This window comes from Streptomyces sp. NPDC005302, from assembly GCF_040607345.1.
In the GTDB taxonomy this organism is placed as follows: domain Bacteria; phylum Actinomycetota; class Actinomycetes; order Streptomycetales; family Streptomycetaceae; genus Streptomyces.
The window spans coordinates 88,880-105,180 of record NZ_JBEXGN010000014.1; the positions used below are offsets into that span (position 1 = coordinate 88,880).

At 72.6% G+C, this 16,301-nt stretch carries 16 protein-coding genes; 8 read left to right on the forward strand and 8 right to left on the reverse strand.

Annotated elements, in window-relative coordinates:
* Positions 1-172: 172 nt before the first annotated feature.
* Positions 173-1,495: an aldehyde dehydrogenase family protein gene (locus tag ABZT74_RS21595; RefSeq protein ID WP_356174604.1), complete on the reverse strand. Its 1,323-nt coding sequence runs from the start codon at positions 1,493-1,495 to the stop codon at positions 173-175.
* Positions 1,496-1,649: 154 nt separating this feature from the next.
* Positions 1,650-2,096, reverse strand: a complete 447-nt coding sequence (locus ABZT74_RS21600) for a MarR family transcriptional regulator (protein WP_356174607.1) — start codon at positions 2,094-2,096, stop codon at positions 1,650-1,652.
* 78 nt (positions 2,097-2,174) lie between these two features.
* On the opposite strand from ABZT74_RS21600, the gene ABZT74_RS21605 reads away from it, so the two are divergent.
* The 6 genes from ABZT74_RS21605 (at position 2,175) to urtE (ending at position 8,371) form a co-directional block, all read left to right on the forward strand.
* Positions 2,175-3,287 (forward strand): substrate-binding domain-containing protein, encoded by a 1,113-nt coding sequence (locus tag ABZT74_RS21605; RefSeq protein WP_356437226.1) that lies wholly within the window; start codon positions 2,175-2,177, stop codon positions 3,285-3,287.
* Between the two features lie 248 nt (positions 3,288-3,535).
* Positions 3,536-4,792, forward strand: a complete 1,257-nt coding sequence (urtA, locus tag ABZT74_RS21610; protein WP_356174610.1) for an urea ABC transporter substrate-binding protein — start codon at positions 3,536-3,538, stop codon at positions 4,790-4,792.
* A gap of 63 nt (positions 4,793-4,855) precedes the next feature.
* On the forward strand, positions 4,856-5,752 hold the full coding sequence (gene urtB, locus ABZT74_RS21615) for an urea ABC transporter permease subunit UrtB (RefSeq protein ID WP_356174613.1): 897 nt from the start codon (positions 4,856-4,858) through the stop codon (positions 5,750-5,752).
* The gene (urtC, locus tag ABZT74_RS21620) at positions 5,749-6,864 is read left to right on the forward strand and encodes an urea ABC transporter permease subunit UrtC (protein WP_356174616.1); all 1,116 of its coding nucleotides are present in this window, start codon (positions 5,749-5,751) and stop codon (positions 6,862-6,864) included. The genes urtB and urtC overlap by 4 nt, the downstream gene beginning before the upstream one ends.
* Positions 6,861-7,679, forward strand: a complete 819-nt coding sequence (urtD, locus tag ABZT74_RS21625; RefSeq protein WP_356437229.1) for an urea ABC transporter ATP-binding protein UrtD — start codon at positions 6,861-6,863, stop codon at positions 7,677-7,679. Before urtC ends, urtD begins: the two co-directional genes overlap by 4 nt.
* Positions 7,679-8,371, forward strand: a complete 693-nt coding sequence (gene urtE / locus ABZT74_RS21630) for an urea ABC transporter ATP-binding subunit UrtE (protein ID WP_356174621.1) — start codon at positions 7,679-7,681, stop codon at positions 8,369-8,371. The genes urtD and urtE overlap by 1 nt, the downstream gene beginning before the upstream one ends.
* A 64-nt stretch (positions 8,372-8,435) precedes the next feature.
* Here urtE and ABZT74_RS21635 read toward each other — a convergent pair whose 3' ends face one another.
* On the reverse strand, positions 8,436-9,635 hold the full coding sequence (locus tag ABZT74_RS21635) for an RNA polymerase sigma factor (protein WP_356437232.1): 1,200 nt from the start codon (positions 9,633-9,635) through the stop codon (positions 8,436-8,438).
* A complete protein-coding gene (locus ABZT74_RS21640; RefSeq protein WP_081222761.1) occupies positions 9,632-9,988 on the reverse strand; it encodes a YciI family protein in 357 nt (118 codons plus the stop codon). Before ABZT74_RS21640 ends, ABZT74_RS21635 begins: the two co-directional genes overlap by 4 nt.
* A 99-nt stretch (positions 9,989-10,087) precedes the next feature.
* Here ABZT74_RS21640 and ABZT74_RS21645 point away from each other — a divergent pair, with 99 nt between their 5' ends.
* Entirely contained in the window at positions 10,088-11,137 is a 1,050-nt protein-coding gene (locus tag ABZT74_RS21645; RefSeq protein ID WP_356437235.1) for an acyl-CoA dehydrogenase family protein, read from the forward strand.
* 54 nt (positions 11,138-11,191) lie between these two features.
* Here ABZT74_RS21645 and ABZT74_RS21650 read toward each other — a convergent pair whose 3' ends face one another.
* From ABZT74_RS21650 to ABZT74_RS21660, 3 genes are all read right to left on the reverse strand, one after another.
* A complete protein-coding gene (locus ABZT74_RS21650) occupies positions 11,192-12,334 on the reverse strand; it encodes an LLM class flavin-dependent oxidoreductase (protein WP_356437238.1) in 1,143 nt (380 codons plus the stop codon).
* 279 nt (positions 12,335-12,613) lie between these two features.
* Positions 12,614-13,168 (reverse strand): NADPH-dependent FMN reductase, encoded by a 555-nt coding sequence (gene ssuE / locus ABZT74_RS21655; protein ID WP_356437241.1) that lies wholly within the window; start codon positions 13,166-13,168, stop codon positions 12,614-12,616.
* A 276-nt stretch (positions 13,169-13,444) separates the two neighbouring features.
* On the reverse strand, positions 13,445-13,528 hold the full coding sequence (locus ABZT74_RS21660) for a putative leader peptide (RefSeq protein WP_351421473.1): 84 nt from the start codon (positions 13,526-13,528) through the stop codon (positions 13,445-13,447).
* Positions 13,529-13,963: 435 nt separating this feature from the next.
* Here ABZT74_RS21660 and ABZT74_RS21665 point away from each other — a divergent pair, with 435 nt between their 5' ends.
* Complete coding sequence (locus ABZT74_RS21665; protein ID WP_356437244.1) at positions 13,964-15,943, forward strand: hypothetical protein; 1,980 nt, start codon at positions 13,964-13,966, stop codon at positions 15,941-15,943.
* A gap of 26 nt (positions 15,944-15,969) precedes the next feature.
* Here ABZT74_RS21665 and ABZT74_RS21670 read toward each other — a convergent pair whose 3' ends face one another.
* A complete protein-coding gene (locus ABZT74_RS21670; RefSeq protein WP_355877445.1) occupies positions 15,970-16,137 on the reverse strand; it encodes a hypothetical protein in 168 nt (55 codons plus the stop codon).
* Positions 16,138-16,301: the final 164 nt, after the last annotated feature.

A 16,301-nucleotide genomic window follows, 5' to 3' on the forward strand; every position in this document is an offset into this window, starting at 1 on the left:
GATCAGGGCCCGCCCGGTCCCGGGCGGGCCCTGCGGTGGAGGTGTTTCGGCCGCGCCTCACCCCGCGCGTGAGGTGGGGTGCGGCGGGTGGAGAGTCGTCGACGCACCCACGAAGCCGCGGGCCGACGGGGCGCCTTCCGCTCCCGTCGGGCCGTCGAGCGCCTCCGACGGCTCAGGCCAGCGGCTTCTCCAGCACCGCCTTGCGGTGGCTGAACGTCTCGATCGAGTACCGGCCGTGGTAGCTGCCCATGCCGCTCTCGCCGACGCCCCCGAACGGGAGGTCGGAGACGGTCAGGTGGGCGAGCGGCAGTCCGAAGCCGAGGCCGCCGGAGGAGGTCGCGGCGGCGATCCGCTCCCGCGTGGTGTCCGACTCGGTGAACACGTACAGCGCGAGCGGCTTGTCGCGGTCGTTGATGAAGCCGATGGCCTCGTCGAGGTCCGTCACGGTGACGACGGGCAGGATCGGGCCGAAGATCTCCTCGCCCATCACGGGGGACTTCGGGTCGACGTCGGCGAGGACGGTCGGCGCGATGTACTTGGCGGCCCGGTCGCTGTCACCGCCGGTGACGGTGCGGCCGGAGCCGAGCAGTCCGGTGAGCCGGTCGAAGTGGCGCTCGTTGACGATCCGTCCGAACGCGGCGGACTCCTTCGGCTCCGGGCCGAACAGTGCCGCGACGGCCTCGGCGAGCTTCGGCTCCAGGGCCCTGGCGGTCTCCGGGTCGGTGAGGACGTAGTCGGGCGCGACGCAGGTCTGCCCCGCGTTGAGGAACTTGCCGCGCACGAGCCGGTCGGCGACGACGGCCAGGTCGGTGCCGCGGTCGACGAACGCCGGTGACTTGCCGCCGAGTTCGAGGGCGACGGGGGTGAGGTGCTCGGCGGCGGCTCGCATGACGATCCGTCCGACGGTGCCGTTGCCCGTGTAGAAGATCTGGTCGAAACGCTCCGCCAGTAGGGCCGTCGTCTCGGGTACAGCGCCTTCTACGACGGCCACCGCGTCGGTGTCGAGGTACCGCGGGAGGAGGCGGGCCAGGGCGGCGGAGGTGGCCGGCGCCAGTTCGCTGGGCTTGGCGACCACCGCGTTGCCCGCGGCCAGCGCGCCGAGGAGCGGGGTCAGGAGGAGCTGGACCGGATAGTTCCAGGGGGCGATGACGAGGACGACGCCCAGCGGGTCGTACCGCGTCCAGGCCGTGGCGTCGGTGCCGAGGTGCGCGGGGACCGGCGCCGGCTCGGGACGCAGCCAGCCGTCGAGGTGCTCCAGGGTGTGGTCGATCTCGCGCACGGTGAAGTCGATCTCGGTACGGAAGGCCTCCGCGGAACTCTTGCCGAGGTCCTCGTGGAGGGCGGTGGCCAGTTCCTCGCCGTGCGCGGTGAGCAGTTCGCGCAGCCGGCCCAGCTGCCCGGTCCGCCAGGAGAGCGGCTGGGTGCGGCCGGAGCGGAAGGTGGCGCGCAGCCGGGCGACGGTGTCGGCGGGCTCTTCGGTGGTCGAGTGGTTCACGGTGCCTCGCTGGTCGGGGGCGCGAGCCGGGGGGCGGACGCGCACGTGCTCCGCGGCCGGCAGAGGGCACCGGCCGCAGCTGGATGTATATGCCAACCTTTCACGGGGGGTGCGCATTCCGGGCGCGCGCCACTACTTTCCGCGACGACCCGCTTCAGAGCGTGGTGCGGGCGCCCGTCGCGTCGAGTGTCCGCGCCAGCCGCTCCAGCAGGGAGCACAGCAGCGCGTCGTCCCCGTCGTCCAGCACCGGCCAGTGCGCCCGGACCTCCCGGTCGACGCGCCGCCAGTACGTCACGCCCCGCGGCGTGAGGTGGGCGAGGACGCGGCGCCGGTCGTGCGGATCGATCCGCCGGTAGACGAGGTTCTGGTCGACGAGGTGGTCGACCAGCTTGGTGAGGGTGGCCGGGGGCAGGAAGACGGCCTCGGCGACGGCGGTCATGGGGTGGCCCGCGCCGTCGGAGAGCAGGACGAGCACCCGCCAGGCGTCGAGGGAGCAGCCGTCCTCGTCCAGGACGGCGGCCAGCCGCCGCGCGGCGAGGCGCTCGGCCCGCGTCAGCAGGTGCATCAGGTCCTGGGGCCGGCGCGGCGACGATGTCGGCATCCTGCTCCTCGCTCCCGTGGGGTGTACATGCTACGAGACGGAGTGGAGTTCACCGTGAGGAGCCGGAATCATGACGCCATGTTCCGGCCCGCTTCGCCTTTGCCCGAGTGGTTCACGGCAGACGACTCCGTGTTGGGGGTGGCTCTCGTCCTTCCGCTGCAGGGACCGGCGGGCATGTTCGGGCCCACCTGCGAGTCGTGCGCGCAGCTGGCGGCCGAGGAGGTCAACAAGGCGGGTGGGGTGCTCGGCAGGGAACTGCGGCTGCTGCCGGTGGACGGCGGTGGCACACCGCGCGAAGTGGCCGACCACGTCGAGGCGTTGGTGGACGTGGGAGCCGTCCAGGGGGTGACCGGCTGGCACATCTCGTCGGTGCGCCAGGCACTCGCACCCAGGATCGCCCACCGCGTCCCCTATGTGTACACCGCGCTGTACGAGGGCGGCGAGCGGACGGCCGGCGTCTTTCTCACCAGCGAGACACCGCGCGACCAACTGCGCCCCGCCATGCGCCTGTTGGCGCGGGAGCGGAGTGTGCGCCGGTGGTTCGTGGTGGGCAACGACTACGTGTGGCCGCGCCGCACGGCGCGGGCCGCCCACGGGTACGCCCGGGAGTCCGGCGGCAGCGTGCGAGGAGAGGTGTACCTGCCGCTGGGCACGCACGACTTCGGGGCGGTCCTGCGGCGCATCGAACGCGCGGACGCGGACGGCGTCATCGTGCTGCTGGTCGGGAGCGACGCGGTGCGCTTCAACCGGGCGTTCGCCGCGGCGGGCCTCGACGCCCGGTGCGTCAGGCTGAGCACGCTGATGGACGAGAACATGCTGATGGCCAGCGGCCCTTCGGCGACCTCCGATCTCTACAGCACGGCCGGTTTCTTCGCCTCGCTGGCCAACCGGGACACCCTCGACTTCCACGGGCAGTACGCCGGCCGGTTCGGGACCGAGGCACCGGCCCTGGGCAGTCTCGGCGAATCCTGTTACGAGGGCGTGCTGTTGCTGGCCGCGCTCATCGGCCGGGCGAGGACCCTCGACGTGTCCGCGATCGGCGCCGCGGCCGGGACCGTGTCGTACGAGGGACCGCGCGGACTGCTGCATCTGCGGGACGGCCATGTACGCCAACGGATCTATCTGGCGCGGGCGGAGGGGCTGGACTTCGACGTGGTCGCCGAGCTCGACCTTCACGAACCCCGCTCTTGACAGCCCGTCACGTCCGCCAAGATACTTCCCGCAGGAACTAATCAGAATGCCTTGGGCGCATCATGAATTCGGCTGCCGAATTCCGCCCGGGGCATTTTCTGTTGCCCCGGGCGTTCCCCGCCGAACCCCGCATGAGAGCGGGAAGATACGGCCGGGAAAGTAGGGTGAAACACCTTGGAAACAGGGTGACTTGAGGCTGTGGACCGCACTTCAGGAGGTTGTCTCCTCCACAGCCCGAGGGGGTTCCATTGTCCAGCCGTACCCGAATTCTGCGACGCCGGACGGCAGCCGGCGCCGCCGCACTCGCGGCCGTCCTCGCGCTCTCCGCGTGTGGCGCCAAGACCGACGCGGGCGGTACGTCCGACAAGGCCGCACCGGCGGACGTCGGCGGCGACACCGTCAAGGTGGGCCTGCTCAACTCGCTGTCGGGCACGATGGCGATCAGCGAGGTGACCGTCCGCGACTCGCTGAAGCTGGCCATCGACGAGATCAACGCCTCGGGCGGGGTGCTCGGCAAGAAGGTCAGGCCGATCAGCGAGGACGGCGCCTCGGACTGGCCGACCTTCGCCGAGAAGGCCGGCAAACTGATCAGGGAGGACCGGGTCGCGGCCACCTTCGGCTGCTGGACCTCCGCGAGCCGCAAGGCGGTCAAGCCGGTCTTCGAGAAGAACAAGTCGCTGCTCTTCTACCCCGTGCAGTACGAGGGTCTGGAGCAGTCGCCCTACATCTTCTACACCGGCGCGACCACCAACCAGCAGATCGTCCCGGCCCTCGACTACCTCAAGTCCCAGGGGAAGAAGCGCATCTACCTGGTGGGCAGCGACTACGTCTTCCCGCGTACCGCCAACAAGGAGATCAAGGCGTACGCGAAGGCCAACGGCATGACGGTCCTCGGGGAGGACTACGCGCCCCTCGGCTCCACCGAGTTCAGCACGATCGCCAACAAGGTGAAGGCGTCGAAGGCGGACGCGGTCTTCAACACCCTGAACGGCGACTCGAACGTGGCCTTCTTCAAGGAGTACAAGTCCGCCGGCCTGACGGCCAAGGGCATGCCGGTCGTCTCGGTGTCGATCGCCGAGGAGGAGGTCAAGTCCATCGGCGCGCAGTATCTGGCGGGCCAGCTGACGGCCTGGAACTACTACCAGACCACCGCGGGGGCGGCGAACACCACGTTCGTCAAGGCGTACAAGGCCAGGTACGGCAAGGACAAGCCGACCAGTGACCCGATGGAGGCTGCGTACACCTCGGTCTACCTGTGGAAGGCGATGGTCGAGAAGGCGAAGTCCTTCGACCCGGAGAAGGTGAAGGCCGCCTCCGACGGCATCACCTTCGACGCCCCGGAGGGCAAGGTCACCGTCGACGGCGCGACCCAGCACATCTACAAGACCGCCCGCATCGGCAGGATCGGCTCCGACGGGCTGATCGAGCAGGTCTGGGACTCCGGCAAGCCGATCAAGCCGGACCCCTACCTGAAGGGGTACGACTGGGCCTCCGGCCTCTCCTGACCACCCGTCGCGCGGGGGCCTCGGCGCCGAGGCCCCCGCGTCCCGACTCCCCGGAGCCGCCGTATGACCGTGATCCTCGGGCAGTTGTTCACCGGCGTCAGCATCGGTGCCGTCCTGCTCCTCATCGCGCTCGGCCTCTCGCTCACCTTCGGCCAGATGAATGTCATCAACATGGCCCACGGCGAGTTCATCATGGCCGGCGCCTACACCACCTATGTCCTGCAGAAGTCCATTTCGAGCGCGGGAATCTCGCTCCTCGTCGCGCTGCCCGTCGCTTTCGTCGTGTCGGGCGCACTCGGCGCCCTGCTGGAATGGCTGTTGATCCGCCGCCTCTATCTCCGCCCGCTCGACACCCTTCTCGTCACCTGGGGTGTCTCCCTGATGCTCCAGCAACTCGCCCGTGACATCTTCGGGGCGCCCAACGTGCAGACCCGGGCGCCCGACGTCCTCACCGGGAACATCACGGTCGTCGGCGGTGACGACCCGCTCACCTTCGCCAACAGCCGGCTGTTCATCCTCGCGCTGGCGGTGGCGGCGGTCGTGGCGCTGTCCCTGACACTGCGGCTCACCCCGCTCGGACGGCGGATCCGCGCGGTGGTGCAGAACCGGGACCTGGCGGAGGTGTCCGGCATCTCCACCGCCCGGGTGGACCGGACCGCCTTCTTCATCGGCTCGGGCCTCGCCGGGATCGCCGGAGTCGCGCTGACCCTGGTCGGTCCGATCGGGCCGACGATGGGCACCAACGTCATCATCGACGCCTTCCTGGTGATCGTGGTCGGCGGCATCGGGCAGCTCAGGGGCAGCGTGATCGTCGCCTTCGTGCTGGGCGCGCTGCAGTCGGTCCTGGAGTACTCGACGACCGTCAGCGTCGCGAAGGTGCTGGTCCTCGTGGCCATCGTCGCGTTCCTCCAGTGGCGGCCGCAGGGCCTGTACACGCTGCGCACGAGGAGTCTCGTATGACCACCATCACCCCCCTCCCCCCGAAGGCGGAGCAACGGGCCGGTGTCCGGGGCCGTTTCGCCGCCGTCCGCCCGGCGGCGGGGTTCGCCGTGGCGGCCCTGGTGCTCTTCGCCGGAGCCCCGCTCGCGCTGTCCGACTTCCGGCTCGGGCTGCTCGCCAAGTACCTGTGCACCGCGATGGTCGCGGTCGGCATCTGTCTGGCCTGGGGGCGCGGCGGACTGCTGACGCTCGGCCAGGGGGTCTTCTTCGGGCTGGGCGGCTACGCCATGGCCATGCACCTGAAGATCGCGGACGCCGGACCCGGCCGGCTGCCCGACTTCATGCAGTTGTACGGAAGCGCCTCCGAACTCCCCTGGTGGTGGCGGCCGTTCGCGAATCCGGTGTTCGCCGTCGCGGCGACGGTCCTGCTGCCGATGGCGGTCGCCGCGATCCTCGGCTCCTTCATCTTCCGGCGTCGCGTCAAGGGGGCCTACTTCGCCATCCTCAGCCAGGCACTCACCGCGGCCTTCGCGATCTGGCTGGTCGGCCAGCAGGCCACGACCGGAGGCACCAACGGACTGACCGACATCCAGGGCTTCTTCGGCTACGACCTCGACGACCCCGTCAACCAGCGGATGGTGTACTTCGTCATCGCCGCGGTGCTGCTCCTGCTGATCGCGCTGGCCCGCCAGCTGCTGCACAGCCGTTACGGCGAACTCCTCGTAGCCGTAAGGGACTCGGAGGAGCGGGTGCGCTTCCTCGGCTACAACCCGGCCAACGTCAAACTCGTGGCGTACGTCGTCGCGGCGGGCATGGCCGGCCTCGCGGGGGCGCTGTTCGTGCCCGCCGTCGGCATCATCTCCCCCGCGCTCGTCGGCATCGTGCCGTCCATCGAGCTGGTCATCGGCGCGGCGGTCGGCGGGCGGGCCAGCCTCACGGGCGCGGTTCTCGGCGCGATCGGCGTGGCCTGGGCGAAAACGGCCCTGTCGGAGGAGTTCCCCGCGGCCTGGACCTACTTCCAGGGACTGCTGTTCATCGTCGCCCTGGCGTTCCTGCCGGGCGGGCTCGCCTCGCTGGCCGCCGTCGTCAGGCGGCGCCGCGCGGGCCGACGACTCGCCGGAGGCACGGGATGACGGAGATCGGGGACGACGGGGCGGCGGGACTGGAGATCCGCCGACTGCGCGTGAGTTTCGACGGGTTCACCGCGGTCGACGGGGTGGACCTGGATGTCCGGCCCGGCGATCTGCGCTTCCTGATCGGGCCGAACGGCGCGGGCAAGACGACGCTGGTCGACGCGGTCACCGGGCTGGTGCGCGCTTCGGGCTCGGTGCGCTTCGGGGGCACCGACCTCCTCGGCCGCAGCGTGCACCGGATCGCCCGCTCGGGCATCGGACGCACCTTCCAGACGGCCACCGTGTTCGAGGAGCTGACCGTCCTGCAGAACCTGGACATCGCCGCGGGCGCGGGCCGGAGCGCCCTGACCATGCTGCGCCGCCGCAGGGGCGTGCCGGAGCCGGTCGCCCGCGCGCTGGAGACGGTGGGCCTGACCGGTCTCGCCGACAGCACGGCGGGGACGCTCGCGCACGGTCAGAAGCAGTGGCTGGAGATCGGCATGCTGCTCGTGCAGGACGTACGGCTGCTGCTGCTCGACGAGCCCGTCGCGGGCATGAGCCACGACGAACGGCAGGCCACCGGCGAGCTGTTGCGGCGCATCAGCGGGGAACGCACCGTCGTCGTGATCGAGCACGACATGGACTTCATGCGCTCCTTCGCGCGCAGCGTCAGCGTGCTGCACGCGGGCCGGGTGCTGAGCGAGGGCACGGTCGCCCAGGTCCAGGCCGACCCGAAGGTGCAGGAGGTCTACCTCGGGCACCCGGCCCCCGGCCCCTCCGCCGCGGACACTCCCGCCGCGACCGTGCCCGCACCGACCGCCGTACAGGAGGCGTGATGCTGGAGATCGACACCGTCGACGTCGGATACCACCGCAGCCTCGTCCTGCACGGCGTGTCCGTCGAGGTTCCGCGGGACGGGGTGGCCGCCGTGCTCGGCCACAACGGGGCGGGCAAGAGCACGCTGCTGCGGGCCGCCGTCGGACTGCTCGGCCCGCAGAGCGGCACGGTCCGCCTCGACGGCGAGGACATCACCCGCCGCACGCCGCACGAGCGGGTGGCCCGCGGGATGGCGTACGTCCCCCAGGGCCAGCAGGTCTTCCCGCACCTCACCACCGCGGAGAACCTCCAGCTCGTCGCGGACGGACGGCGGCGCGGCAGGGAGGCCGTCGCCGAGGCGCTGGACCTGTTCCCCGCGCTGCGCACGCTCTCGGGGCGTCGCGCGGGTCTGCTGTCCGGCGGCCAGCGGCAGCAACTGGCCATCGCCCGGGCCCTGGTGACGGAGCCCCGGGTACTGCTCCTCGACGAGCCGACCGAGGGCATCCAGCCCTCGGTGGTCACGGAGATCGAGCGGACGATCCTCTCCCTGGCGGCCCGGGGCGGTCTGTCGGTGCTGCTGGTCGAGCAGCATGTCGGCTTCGCGATGCGGGCGGCGCAGCGCTACTACGTCCTGGAGGCGGGCCGGGTGACCTCCTCCGGGGAAGGCGGCCAGGACGCGGAGCGGTCGGTGCGCGAGGCGCTCAGCGTGTGAGCGTCCGGGCCGCCCGCGAAAGGGCCGCCTCCTCCGGCACGGCCGGGCCCCCGTACGGTCGCGGTCAGCTGTTCGCGAGGTCGGCCCGGACCCGTTCGAGATGGGCGCGTTCCGGCGCGCTGCCGGTCAGCGCGACGGCGGCGTCGTACGCCTCGACGGCCTCGCCGGTGCGGCCGAGCCGGCGCAGCAGATCCGCCCGTACGGCGTGGAAGGCGGCGTAGTCGGCGAGGTCGAGGTTCTCGACGAGGGCGAGGGCGGTACCGGGTCCCTCGGTCTCGGCCACGGCGACGGCTCGGTTGAGGGCGACGACGGGGCTGGGAGCGAGGGCCATGAGCTGGTCGTAGAGGAGGCGGATCTGGTCCCAGTCCGTGGCGGCCGCGGTCGGCGCGTCGCTGTGCACGGCGTTGACGGCGGCCTGGATCTGGTAGGGCCCCGGCCGGTTGCGGCGCAGACAGCGGCGCACCAGGTCCTGTCCTTCGGCGATCAGGTCGCGGTCCCAGCGGGAGCGGTCCTGGTCGGCGAGGAGGACGAGGTCGCCGTCGGCGCTCGTGCGGGCAGGCCGGCGCGCCTCGATGAGCAGCATCAGGGCGAGCAGGCCGAGCGCCTCCGGCTCGTCCGGCATGAGCTCGACGAGCAGGCGCCCGAGCCGCACCGCCTCGGCGCAGAGGTCGGCGCGGCCTCCGTACCCCTCGTTGAAGACGAGGTAGACGACGGCGAGGACCCCTTCGACGCGGTCCGGGAGGTCGGCGTCGCGGGGGATGCGGTACGGGATGCCCGCGTCGCGGATCTTGGCCTTGGCGCGGACGATCCGCTGGGCCATCGTCGCCTCGGGGACCAGGAAGGCGCGCGCGATCCGGGGCGTGGTGAGGCCGCCCAGAAGCCGCAGGGTGAGGGCGACCTGGGCCTGGGGGGCGAGTGCCGGGTGGCAGCAGGTGAAGATCAGACGGAGCCGGTCGTCGCGCACGGGACCCTCCTCCGCGGGTTCGTCCGGGGCGTGCAGCCGCATCGCCTCGGCGTGCCGGGCCTCTCGCGAGGACTCGCGGCGGAGCCGGTCGACGGCACGGTTGCGTGCGGTGGTGATGATCCAGCCGGCCGGGCTCGGCGGTGTGCCGCTCTCCGGCCACTTCGCGACCGCCGTGGTGAACGCGTCCTGGACCGCCTCCTCGGCGAGGTCGATGTCGCCGAGGAAGCGGATGAGGACGGAGACCGCCCGGCCGTACTCGGCGCGGAAGACGGCCTCGATCCCGGCGGCGTCGACGGTCATCGGTCGTCGGCCTCGTGCATGAACGGGCGTACCTCGATGGGCAGGGTGGTCGCGAGGGTCGCCTTGCGCCCCCAGGTGAGCGCCGCGTCCAGGTCGGGCGCCTTGATCAGGCAGATCCCGCCCAGGTACTCCTTGCTCTCGGTGTACGGGCCGTCGGTGACCAGCACGTCACCGTCCCGGGCCCGCAGCACGGTGGCGGTCTCCGGGCCGTGCAGTCCTCCGGCGAACACCCAGGCCCCGGCCTCGCGCAGCTCCGTGTGGAACACCTCCAGGTTGTGCATGATCTCCTGCATGATCTCGGGCGCGGGCGGCTCGCCCTGCGGCTGCATCACGCTCAGCAGGTAGTACTTCATGATGTGTCCTCCTCGATGCTCGGTCGGTGTCTCACTGACTACACGAACGGGAGGGCGCCGGATCGACACACACCACGACGACAGCGGGAGATTTCTTCGATGACCGCCACACCGCATCCGCTCGTCGTCGCCGCCCGCACGCTCGCGGCCGATGTGCTGGCGCCCCGCGCGGAGCGGGTGGACCAGGACGGCGTGCCCGTGAGCAGCATCGAGGCGGTCAGGGCGTCCGGGCTTCTCGGGGTGAGTGCCCCCGTGGCGTACGGCGGGTCGGCGGCGCCGGCCGCGGTGGTGCGGGAGACCGCGGAGATCCTGGCCGGGGCGTGCTGCTCGACGTGGTTCGTGCAGACCCAGCACCACACACCGGTGGCGACCCTGGCGAAGGCCGATCTCCCCGTACGGGAACGGCTGCTCCGGCCGCTCGCGAGCGGCGAGCTGCTGTCCGGTGTGGCGTACGCCCAGTTGCGCGCCCATCCGCGGGTGCCGGTGCGGGTGACCCCGGAGCGCGGTGGCTGGCGCTTCGACGGGAAGGTGCCCTGGTACTCGGGCTGGGGACTCAACGACGTCATGCTGCTGGCGGGGGTGACGGACGCGGACGAAGCCCTGTTCGCGTTCACCGAGGCGCGTGAGCAGCCGGGGCTGCGCCCGTCGCCGCCGATGCGGCTCGCCGCGCTCTCCGCGTCCCGCACGGTCTCGCTGGAGCTGGACGGGCTGTGGCTGCCGGACGAGGCGGTGGCGCTGCGCGTCCCGTACGCGTCCTGGGCGGTCACCGACCGGCCGAGGAACACGAACGCGTCGCCCGCCGTGTTCGGGGTGACGGCGGCGGCGATCGGCCTGCTGGAGGGCGACCCCGCGGCGAAGGACACCGCGCGGGTGCTGCGGGCGCGTCTGGACGAGGTGCGGCGGCAGGCGTACGCGCTCGCCGACCACCCGGTGGCGACGGAGCGGATCGACGAGCGGCTCGTGTGCAAGACCCGGGCGTACGACGTGATGCGGGCGGCGACCACGGCTGCGGTCGTGGCCGGGGGCGGGCGGGCGATGGACCTGCGCAGTCCCGCCCAACGGCTGGCGCGCGAGGGGATGTTCCTGCTGGTTCAGGGGCAGACGCCCGAGGTGCGCGCGGCACACCTCGGCTCGCTGGGTTCGCCCTGATCGCCGCGCCTTCCCCGCTCTCCCGCTCCCCCGGTTCGCCCTCTCCCGGTTCGCTCAGCCTTTGACGGGCACCTGCGCGGCCGGGGCCTGGCCGGCCGCGAACGGGTGCCGCCAGCGGCCCCGTGCGGCGAGGCGGGGCAGCACGCCCTCGCCGAACCAGTAGGCCTCCTCCAGATGCGGGTAGCCGGAGAGCACGAACTCGTCAATGCCCAGCGCGTGGTACTCCTCGATGCGGTCGGCGACCTCGTCGTGGCTGCCGACCAGGGCGGTGCCGGCCCCTCCGCGCACCAGGCCGATACCGGCCCACAGGTTGGGGTGGATCTCCAGGCCGTCGCGGCCGCCCCCGTGCAACGCGAGCATGCGCCGCTGGCCCTCCGACTCGCTGCGGGCCAGCCCTTCCTGGACGGACCGTACGGTCGCCGGGTCGAAGCCGTCGAGGAGCCGCCCCGCCTCGGCCCAGGCCTGCTCGGAGGTGTCGCGGGTGATGACGTGCAGCCGGATGCCGAAGCGAAGGTTCCGGCCCTGGCGCGCGGCGAGCCCGCGGACCCAGGCGATCTTCTCGGCGACGTGGGCGGGCGGTTCGCCCCAGGTGAGATAGACGTCCGCGTACGTGGCGGCGACCTCACCGGCGACGGGTGAGGAACCGCCGAAGTAGACCTCGGGCACCGGGTCGGGGACCCGGGCGAGCCGTGCGTCCTCGACGCGGAGGTGCTCGCCGGCCAGGTCGACGGTCTTGCCGTCCCACAAGTCCCGGACGATCGAGAGGAACTCGCCGGTACGGCGGTAGCGGGCGTCCTTGTCGAGGAAGTCGCCGTAGGCGCGCTGTTCGTGGCTCTCACCGCCCGTGACCACGTTCAGCAGCAGACGTCCGCCGGTCTGGCGCTGGTAGGTCGAGGCCATCTGCGCGGCGAGCGTGGGAGAGACGAAACCCGGCCGGAACGCCACGAGGAACTTCAGCCGCTCGGTGTTCTGGCTGACCATCGCGGTGGTGAGCCAGGCGTCCTCGCACCAGGCGCCGGTCGGCGTGAGGGCGCCCACGAACCCCAGGTCCTCGGCGGCGCGGGCGATCTGGCTCAGGTAGGCGACCGTCGGCGGGCGGTCCTGGCCGGAGACGGTGGCGGGCGAGCCGTGGCCGCCGCCGACGACATGCCGGCTGTCTCCGTTGGTGGGCAGGAACCAGTGGAAGGTGAGGGACACGGCGGATGTTCTCCGATCATGGGCCGGGCGGGGCGGGCGGCTGTGCCGCGGGTACCGGGGGGGCTAGGCGGGGGGGGTGAGGCAGGCCGGAGCAGGCCGTGCCGCGGGGGCCCGGTGCCGTTCAGGACGTGGCGGGCGGGGTCGTGGAGCGTGTGGGTGCGGGCGTCGCGCCAGTACCGGTGCACGTGACGCCGGGCAGGCCGGAGGCGGGGAGCTGCTCCGACTCGGCGCGCGGTAGGCGTCGTCCGGCGCCGGCGATCACGTGGGCGGTCACGGACGTCATCCGGTCGCGGCGAGCAGCGGGGTACGGCCGAGGGCCACCGAGAACTGGTCCACCACCTGGGCCAGTGCCTCGGCGGTGCCGGGCGCCAGGGTGACGGTTCCGTCGGGTGCCGTGGTGATGTCCTTGTCGAGGGTGAACCAGCCCTGGACTATGTGGCTCGCGCCCATGGAGTTGAGGACCGGGCGCAGGGCGTAGTCCAGGGCGAGCACGTGAGCCGTACTGCCGCCGGTGACCAGCGGCAGGACGGTCTTGCCGGCCAGGGCGTACTGCGGCAGGAGGTCGAGCAGGGCCTTGAGGACGCCGGAGTAGGCGGCCTTGTAGACGGGAGTTCCGATGACCACGCCGTCGGCGCGGTCGAAGAGCGCGGCCGCCTCCACCACGGCGGGGTGCCGGAAGTCCGCGCCGAGCAGGGCCTCGGCAGGGATCGTGCGGACGTCGAGGGGAATCACCTCGTGTCCCTGTGCGGCGAGCCGGGCGTCGAGGTGACGCAGGAGCTTGGCCGTGCGGGAGGAGACGGAGGGACTGCCGGAGACGGACAGGACGGTGGCCATGAGTCCTCATTCCAAAGGGAGTTCGCGGTGGCGGGCGACCGGGAGGGGCGGCAGGCGGCGGGAACGGCCCCGTGCCGGTTCGGGGTTGTGACGACGGACCGCGTCGTCCGGTCGGATCGCCGGCCCGGTCGCCCGGGGCATGCCGGAACAAGGCCCGGAATCTCGGCGGGAGTTAGGCCAGCGCAAGACGGGGACGGGTCGGAGACGTCCTGGGCGCCGCGCGAGGCCGGCGCGGGGGAAACGGTCCGTGCGAAGGGGACCCTGCCGTGGGGACCGTCAGACGTCGCGACGACAGAAGGAACTGGAGACACGCGCGAGGTCGACATGGCGTCGCCGCGTGAGGTCCAGTCGCATCATCATGCCGCCGATCGTCGCAGCCCCCGCTCGGAGCAGTCAAGGAACGGCGGGCAGGTCTCGCATCCCGGACCGGTTCCACGGGTGGCGGCACGCCGTCCGCCCGTCGCGTCGCGTCGGCCGTGCCGACCCGGACGGCAGGACGGGCCGCCCAAGATCACGGGCGAGCGCGGAACGTGCCGCAGGGCGCTCTCCTTCGGCACGTTCACCGCCTGGCCGCTTCCCCGGCTTCACCGCCCTCACCGCTTCCCCGTCGATGCCTCCCCTGCCGGCTCAGTCGCCGAAGCACCGTGCCCGGTTCTCTTCGCGGAAGCTCCCGTGCCTCCGCGGAACGGGCTTCGGACGCGGTCCTCGGACCGCCGTCCTGTGACCATCCGATGAGTCACTCGTTTGACGGAGCGGCGTGACACGACGTCAGCTCCTTCGGAAGGCATTCGTTCCATGCCCATCCCCTCGCTACCGCGTGCGGTCCTCCGCGGCAGGACAGCACTCGACCGGGCCGAGACCGCCCTCGTCGAGGAGTACAGCGACCTGGTGCGTCTCGCGTACCTCACGCTGCCTCCCTCGCTGAACAGGCATCGCCGCATCCTCGTCGCCCACTCGCTGGTGCAGCGCTCGCTGCCGGGCCCACGGGAACGGTTTCCCGGGCCGCACGTGCCGACGCCCCGCGGCACGGCCCGCCGGTCCGTGGCCGAGAAGGACCGGCTGCGCACCGCGGTCCTGCGCTCGGCGATCGCGTACGGGCGCTCACCGCGCGGCTGGCCCCGCCGGCTGCCGCCACCGCGCACTCTGATCCCCGCCCTGCCGGTCGTGTGGGGGCTGCGGCTGTTCCCCCGTGCGGGCGGTGCGGAGGAGATCGCACTGGGCCAGGCCCTGTCGGGGTCGACGGCCGCGGGCCGCGCCGCCTTCGTCCTGCGCAGCGTGGACGGCCGGACCGAACCGGCGATCAGGACCCTGCTGGAGGCGGCTGGGACCGCCGACCCAGAGGCGGCCCTGAGGTCCGCCGCACGGCTCGGCGAGACGGCCGGCAAGGCGGCGCAGACGCTGCTCAGATCACGGGAGTTCGACGCCTGCACCGTGCAGACCGCGCCCACCGACCTGCTCCGCCGCCGGCGCCGCTTCCGCGTCCTGTGGGGCGCACTGTCGGTCGTCGCGCTCACCGGGGTGCTGCTGGCGGTCTCGCTGCCCGGCTCGGGCCCGTCGTCCGGCCGCGTCCCGGCGGGCGCGTCGCTGCCCGGCCCCGCGGACCTCGTCCGTACGCCCTCGGACTCCTGGGCCGACACCTCCCGGGTCGACTTCACCGCGTGGCCCGCGCGCGGGGCCCGCGCCGACGACCGGGGCCTGCTGCGCCGGGCGCTGTCCGCCTGGGCCCGGCCCGCCCGCGCCGCGCGGGTCACGACGACGGCGACCACGTCCATGGACCCGCCGCCCCGGGCGCCCCGGCTGCTGTACGCGGGGAACGTGGACGGCGACGCCGTGGTCCTGCTGCACGACGGACAGCGTGTGGTGCGGTACAGCGAACCCGTCGACGGCTCCGGGCGCGGCACGCTGGCCCTCGCGCGGACCGACGACGCGGACGTGACGACCGCCGCCGCCCTGGTCGTCGGACGCGGCCCACGGGGGACCCGGTTCCTGCTGGCCCCCTGGATCGCCGAGGCGCAGACGCGCGACCTGACGCGTCCGGACTCCCCCGCCCGCCCGGTGGACGTCGCGCGCGACGGGGTCACCGAGCCGCTCTCCGCCCCCTCGGGCGGCGCGGCCTGCGACCGGCGGCCGGTGCTCCAACTCCGGTCGTCCGAGCGCATCGTGGAGAAGCACGCGTTCCTGCTGACCGACCTGGGCGAACTGTCGCCGGTTCATCTGACGTACACGCCGCTGCCGGGTCACGGAACGCCTCCGGCGCGCCAGCCGCGGGAGGCGACGGGCACACCGGCGCTGGTGGCGTGGGCGCACATGGCGTGCGGGCTGGAGAAGTTGCGGGGCAGCGGCGTGCGGGAGGTGAACGCCTGGGACTTCGCGGAGCAGGACCTGCCGGAGAACGGCGGGCACGCGGTGTGGGCCTGCGCGCGGGCCGGCACCTGGCGCGGCCCCGGAGACGTGCGGGTGCTGCTGAGGCTGCCGGCGTCCTCGCCGTCCGCTCCGGCCCGGGAGGTCGCGCGGGCCAGGTCCACCGCGGCCTGCAGCCGGTTCGGCCAGCATGTGGTGGCGGACGCGCACTGGCGGTCGGACGCGGGTCACTGGTACCTGCTCGCCGCGGGCAGCCGGGCCGTCACCGGGATCGAGGTGACCGGCGCGGTCAGGGCCCGGCGGGACGGCCGTACGCTCGCGGTGCGGGCACCGGAGGGTGCGCGTCCGAACGTGACCGCCCGTCTGGAGAACGGCTCTTCACTGGCCCCCGTCGGTGAGAGGGCGAGCCGTTGAGCGGGCCCGGCCCCGCACTGCGGGGATCAGTCCTCTTCCCCGAGGGGGACGACCACGAGGAAGGCGTCCGACTTCAGGTCCATCACGACCGTCGCCGGCAGTCCCTCGGTGCGGCGCCGGGCCGCGTACTCCTCAGCCGACCACGATCCGCGAGGAGCTCCCGCGGGAAATCGTTCCAGCACCTTTGTCCCCATAGCGGCAGGCACCTCCACCTCTGACCTCGGACCCGGAGCGACGGGTCCCGTGGAATGCGCTTGCCCGCGTTTCTCCGAGACATGTCAGGTCGGTGCGCCCCCGTCGGCGGACGGTGAACGCGTGCGCCGCCGAACGAGCGACCTGCCCGCCCCGCGCGGTCGGC

Excerpts from the sequence above, each read along its gene's own strand:
- ABZT74_RS21640 (WP_081222761.1), bottom strand. The coding sequence starts at position 9,988 with ATGAAGTACTACCTGCTGAGCGTGATGCAGCCGCAGGGCGAGCCGCCC.
- urtE (WP_356174621.1), top strand. The coding sequence starts at position 7,679 with ATGCTGGAGATCGACACCGTCGACGTCGGATACCACCGCAGCCTCGTC.
- ABZT74_RS21635 (WP_356437232.1), bottom strand. The coding sequence starts at position 9,635 with ATGACCGTCGACGCCGCCGGGATCGAGGCCGTCTTCCGCGCCGAGTAC.
- ABZT74_RS21660 (WP_351421473.1), bottom strand. The coding sequence starts at position 13,528 with ATGATGATGCGACTGGACCTCACGCGGCGACGCCATGTCGACCTCGCG.
- ABZT74_RS21605 (WP_356437226.1), top strand. The coding sequence starts at position 2,175 with ATGTTCCGGCCCGCTTCGCCTTTGCCCGAGTGGTTCACGGCAGACGAC.
- ABZT74_RS21670 (WP_355877445.1), bottom strand. The coding sequence starts at position 16,137 with ATGGGGACAAAGGTGCTGGAACGATTTCCCGCGGGAGCTCCTCGCGGA.
- ssuE (WP_356437241.1), bottom strand. The coding sequence starts at position 13,168 with ATGGCCACCGTCCTGTCCGTCTCCGGCAGTCCCTCCGTCTCCTCCCGC.
- ABZT74_RS21665 (WP_356437244.1), top strand. The coding sequence starts at position 13,964 with ATGCCCATCCCCTCGCTACCGCGTGCGGTCCTCCGCGGCAGGACAGCA.
- urtB (WP_356174613.1), top strand. The coding sequence starts at position 4,856 with ATGACCGTGATCCTCGGGCAGTTGTTCACCGGCGTCAGCATCGGTGCC.
- ABZT74_RS21645 (WP_356437235.1), top strand. The coding sequence starts at position 10,088 with ATGACCGCCACACCGCATCCGCTCGTCGTCGCCGCCCGCACGCTCGCG.
- urtC (WP_356174616.1), top strand. The coding sequence starts at position 5,749 with ATGACCACCATCACCCCCCTCCCCCCGAAGGCGGAGCAACGGGCCGGT.
- urtD (WP_356437229.1), top strand. The coding sequence starts at position 6,861 with ATGACGGAGATCGGGGACGACGGGGCGGCGGGACTGGAGATCCGCCGA.
- ABZT74_RS21600 (WP_356174607.1), bottom strand. The coding sequence starts at position 2,096 with ATGCCGACATCGTCGCCGCGCCGGCCCCAGGACCTGATGCACCTGCTG.